Consider the following 4,241-nt stretch of genomic DNA (forward strand, 5'->3'; position numbering starts at 1 on the left):
CATTCTCTTTTGGCTAACCGCCAAAAGAGTTGAATCGCTTCTTTAGGAGGGGCGCGCGGTCTGAACTTTGTCCCGCCTCAAACTGTTCTCTTTGTGAATAAAGAGAACCAGAAAAACTTTAGACGGATGCTAACGCATCCTCAAACTGCCGACGGCCCAACCCAGTTCGCGCGCCTGGGGAAATCTTGTCAAAACACGCAAGCGAGTTTTGACGATTTCCCTTCTAAAGCGTGGCGCGCGGGTCGAGCTTTGGCCCGTCTAAAACTGGCCTCGGACCGCGCGGGCCACACTTAGTAAGGCAGAAATAACCCTAACAAAATACCCTATGGGTGCGGGGACGGGAAATGCTTACGCATTTCCACTGGCAGCCTCTACCCCAATAACGCCCTCGGTCGCGTGTGGAAGAATTGTTGAAAAAACTCCCCCAAAAGAGGCACGAACAGCTTCTTTTTTCGGCTATCTTTGCTTTCGACAAAGAAGCTATCTATGACCGAACAAAAAGTAGAACTGGATATCGAACTGAACGAAGAGGTGGCGCAGGGTACGTATGCCAATCTGGCGGTGATCTCGCATTCGACGTCGGAGTTCGTGTTGGACTTTATCCGCATGATGCCGGGAATGCCGAAGGCGCAGGTCAAAAGCCGGGTGATTCTTACGCCGGAACATGCGAAACGGCTGCTCCTGTCGCTCCAGGAGAATGTGGCGCGGTATGAAAGTATCGTGGGGAAGATCGAGATGCACACGCCGGATACGCCGCCGATCAATGGGTTCGGGAATAACTCGTATTGCTGATTTGCGGGAGGACATCGACGACTTTCTCTTACTCTTAAAATGGTTCGCGGAGACTTGTATCATCAGATACAAGTCTCCGCGAATCGTTTTCATATGTCTGTGGTGTGTCGAATCGAGGTCAGATGGCGTCTCCCAGGGCGTTGTAGAACTTGTATTCGATCATCCCGAGAGAGTCGTTCGGTATCACTTTGATCACTGCGCCGTATTTCACGCACCACTTGGCGCGCTTGCTGAACAGACCGCCCCGATTGATATAGGCGGCTACGTACGGATGGACGTGAACGGTCAGCAGTTTGTAGTGCTTCTCTTTGGCGTAATAGGCGATCTGGTTCTCGATCTGGGCGTCGAGCAGCACGGAGGGCGCGATCTCGCCTGTCCCGTGGCAGGTGGGGCACTTCTCGTTGATGACGATCTGGGTCTCGGGACGCACCCGCTGCCGGGTGATCTGCATCAGGCCGAACTTCGTCAAGGGTAGGATGTTGTGCTTGGCCCGGTCGGTGGACATCGCTTTGCGCATCGCTTCTAACACGGCGTTTCGGTTCTGGGCGGTGTGCAGGTCGATGAAGTCGATCACGATAATCCCGCCCATATCTTTCAACCGCAGCTGACGCGCGATCTCCGGCACGGCGTTCAGGTTGCACTCCAGGGCGTTGGCTTCCTGGGTCTCGTCGCTCTTGGCGCGCTTGCCGCTGTTGACGTCGATGACGTGCAGCGCTTCGGTGTGCTCCACAATCAAGTATGCGCCCCGCTTGAACACCACTGTCCGTCCGAAGAGCTGTTTGATCTGTTTGGTGATGTCGAACTGGTCGAAGATGGGGATGTTCCCTTTGTAGAGTTTGACGATCTTCTCGGCTTCGGGCTCGATGGCGGAGATGTATTCCTTCACTTCGTGGAAGATCTGTTCGTTGTCTACGTGGATGTGGGTGAAGGAGTCGTTGAGCAAATCCCGCAGGATGGTGGTGGTCCGGCTCTCTTCGCCCAGGAGCAGGTAAGGGGGTTGGGCGTGTTGCAAGGCGGACAGAGCTCCTTCCCATTTCGAGATGAGGTGGGTGATGTCGGCTTCGATATCTTCGGCGGATTTCCCTTCGGCGGCGGTGCGCACGATGGCGCCGTAGTTCCGGGGCAGGATCCCCTCTACGATCCCTTTGAGGCGCTTTTTCTCTTCGTTGGAGCGTATCTTCTGCGAGATGTGCACTTTGTTGGAGAGGGGGATCAGTACGAGGTGCCGTCCGGCGATGGAGATGTCGCTGGTCACGCGGGGCCCTTTGGTCGAAATGGGCTCTTTGGCGATCTGGACGATAATATGCTGGCCGTTGTTGAGCACGCCGGCGATTTTCCCCTCTTTGCCGAGGTCGTTCTGCACTTTGATGGAGGAGAAGTCGATCTTCTGGTGGCGGCCGTTCACGTGTTTGACGAGGTCGTTCAGGGAGTGGAAGGCGGGGCCGAGGTCGAGGTAGTGCAGAAAGGCGTCTTTCTGGTATCCCACATCGACGAAGGCGGCGTTGAGTCCGCCCATCACTTTGTGCACTTTACCGAGGTAGATGTCGCCGACGGTGAAGGAGCTTTTGGTCTTCTCGCGGTTGAGTTCGACGAGTTGCCCGTCTTCGAGGAGGGCGATCTCGATCTCGCTGCCGGTCGAGTGGATGACTAACTCTTTTGTCATGTCGTTTGTCGTATATATATGATAAACGGTTCGTCCGGCCGTTTGGTATCCGGAGGGTGCCGGAGGCGGGGCGGAGGAGCCGGGGTGGGTCGAAAAAACGAAACCTAAAGACCGCCGCGCTGAATAGTCCGGGGACTTTAGGTTTTCGAGTGTCGGTCTTCGCCGGGGAAGAGGACGCGGGAAAGGAGAGCGGCTCGGGGCCGGTCTGTCCGTATGCGTGAGGGTTCTTCCCGGGCAAAAGGGAGGATCTACCTACTTTTTCTTTTTATGACGGTTCTTGCGAAGCCGTTTTTTGCGCTTGTGGGTAGATATTTTGTGCCGTTTTCTTTTTTTACCGCTTGGCATAACTACTGTGGATTAAGGTTTGACAATCGGGTTAATTATTTCTTCGCGATGGATTTTGCTTTCACCTCTCCGGCAAAGGTTTTCGACGGTTTGAACGCCGGAATGTTGTGCGCCGGAATGGTGATGGTGGTGTTTTTCGAGATATTGCGGGCCACTTTCTGGGCGCGCCGTTTGATGATAAAGCTGCCGAAACCGCGCAGGTAGACGTTATTGCCTGCCATCATGGAGTCTTTGATATTTTCCATGAAAGATTCCACAACTTGCTGCACCTGTACTTTTTCGATACCGGTACTTTTTGCGATTTCGCCTACGATATCCGCTTTTGTCATGACGAGTGTCGTTTTATTTATTTGTATGATTATGATTCGATTACGTTCGAAACGGATTGCAAATATAGAGTAAATTATCGAGATTCGTTCTACAAAAGTGAATTTAATAGCTCTTGGAGGCTGATTTTCAGAAGGGGATGCTGGAAGTCGGGGCAGATTTCGGCGGCGGGGCGGAGGACGAAGTGCCGCCGGGGGATCTGTGGGTGGGGGATGGTGAGGCGTGGGGTGTCGAGGATGAGGGAGTCGTAGAAGAGGATGTCGAGGTCGATGGGGCGCGACTGGTAGAGGCGTTGTCCGTCGGGGGTATACTCGGGGAGGTGGGCGGGGCGGCCGAGGCGGTGTTCGATTTGCTGGAGGGTGTCGAGCAGGCGGAGGGGGCTGGCGGTGGTCTGGAGGAGGAGGACTTGGTTCAGGAAGGGGTTCACGGGTCGGGTGTCGGAAAAGGTGCCCCAGGGTTCGGTCTGGTATTCTCGGGAGGCGAGGAGGATCGGGCCGAGGGTCTCGGCGATCTGTTGCCGGGCGGCGGCGAGCAGTCTCTCGGGTTCGTCGGCGTTGCTGCCGAGGGAGAGCAGGGCGCGATGGGGGTGGGTCATGGTTTCGTGAAGGATTTTGAAGAAGGGGGAAGACAGCGGACTGACCTGGCTTTTGTGTACCGGTTCGCCACACCCCGGGCTACCGCTACTCGAGCTCGGGCGCACCGGTGAGCGTCGGCAATAGCGGGTTCTGTTGGTCTTCCGCCACGAGCGGCAGCGGCGGCCTGGACTTGGGTTTCTATTCGCAGAGCCTCAGCACCAGCTACTCGGACTTCCGAGCCAACGGTTTTCAGTTGCGGTGCCTCTCGGAATAAACGGACGCACAGCGTCTTTTACTACCAGCCTCTACCCCAACTTGAAACTGAGGCGGCCTGATTGTTTAGGGTAGAGGCGGCCAGCTTTTGAGGGCCGAGCGGCACGCCCCGGGCAACCGCTACTCGAGCTCGGGCGCACCGGTGAGCGTCGGCAATAGCGGGTTCAGTTGGTCTTCCGCCACGAGCGGCAGCGGCGGCCTGGACTTGGGTTTCTATTCGCAGAGCCTCAGCACCAGCTACTCGGACTTCCGAGCCAACGGTTTTC

5 protein-coding genes are annotated in these 4,241 nt (G+C 56.0%); 2 read left to right on the top strand and 3 right to left on the bottom strand.

Annotation, left to right across the window (positions count from 1 at the left end; genetic code table 11):
• The first annotated feature begins 486 nt into the window (after positions 1-486).
• A complete protein-coding gene (locus QZ302_RS08965) occupies positions 487-792 on the top strand; it encodes a DUF3467 domain-containing protein (RefSeq protein WP_294594616.1) in 306 nt (101 codons plus the stop codon).
• Positions 793-910: 118 nt separating this feature from the next.
• Here QZ302_RS08965 and QZ302_RS08970 read toward each other — a convergent pair whose 3' ends face one another.
• The 3 genes from QZ302_RS08970 to folK form a co-directional block, all read right to left on the bottom strand.
• Positions 911-2,455, bottom strand: coding sequence for an Rne/Rng family ribonuclease (locus QZ302_RS08970; RefSeq protein ID WP_294594617.1), 1,545 nt, complete (start codon positions 2,453-2,455; stop codon positions 911-913).
• 380 nt (positions 2,456-2,835) lie between these two features.
• Positions 2,836-3,129 (bottom strand): HU family DNA-binding protein, encoded by a 294-nt coding sequence (locus QZ302_RS08975; RefSeq protein ID WP_294594619.1) that lies wholly within the window; start codon positions 3,127-3,129, stop codon positions 2,836-2,838.
• 89 nt (positions 3,130-3,218) lie between these two features.
• Positions 3,219-3,722 (bottom strand): 2-amino-4-hydroxy-6-hydroxymethyldihydropteridine diphosphokinase, encoded by a 504-nt coding sequence (gene folK / locus QZ302_RS08980; protein WP_294594621.1) that lies wholly within the window; start codon positions 3,720-3,722, stop codon positions 3,219-3,221.
• 107 nt (positions 3,723-3,829) lie between these two features.
• Between folK and QZ302_RS08985 the strand changes: the two genes are divergently transcribed.
• Positions 3,830-3,976: a hypothetical protein gene (locus QZ302_RS08985; RefSeq protein ID WP_294594624.1), complete on the top strand. Its 147-nt coding sequence runs from the start codon at positions 3,830-3,832 to the stop codon at positions 3,974-3,976.
• The last annotated feature ends 265 nt before the right edge of the window (positions 3,977-4,241 follow it).

Origin of the sequence: uncultured Rikenella sp. (genome assembly GCF_910579375.1) — a bacterium.
GTDB lineage: Bacteria > Bacteroidota > Bacteroidia > Bacteroidales > Rikenellaceae > Rikenella.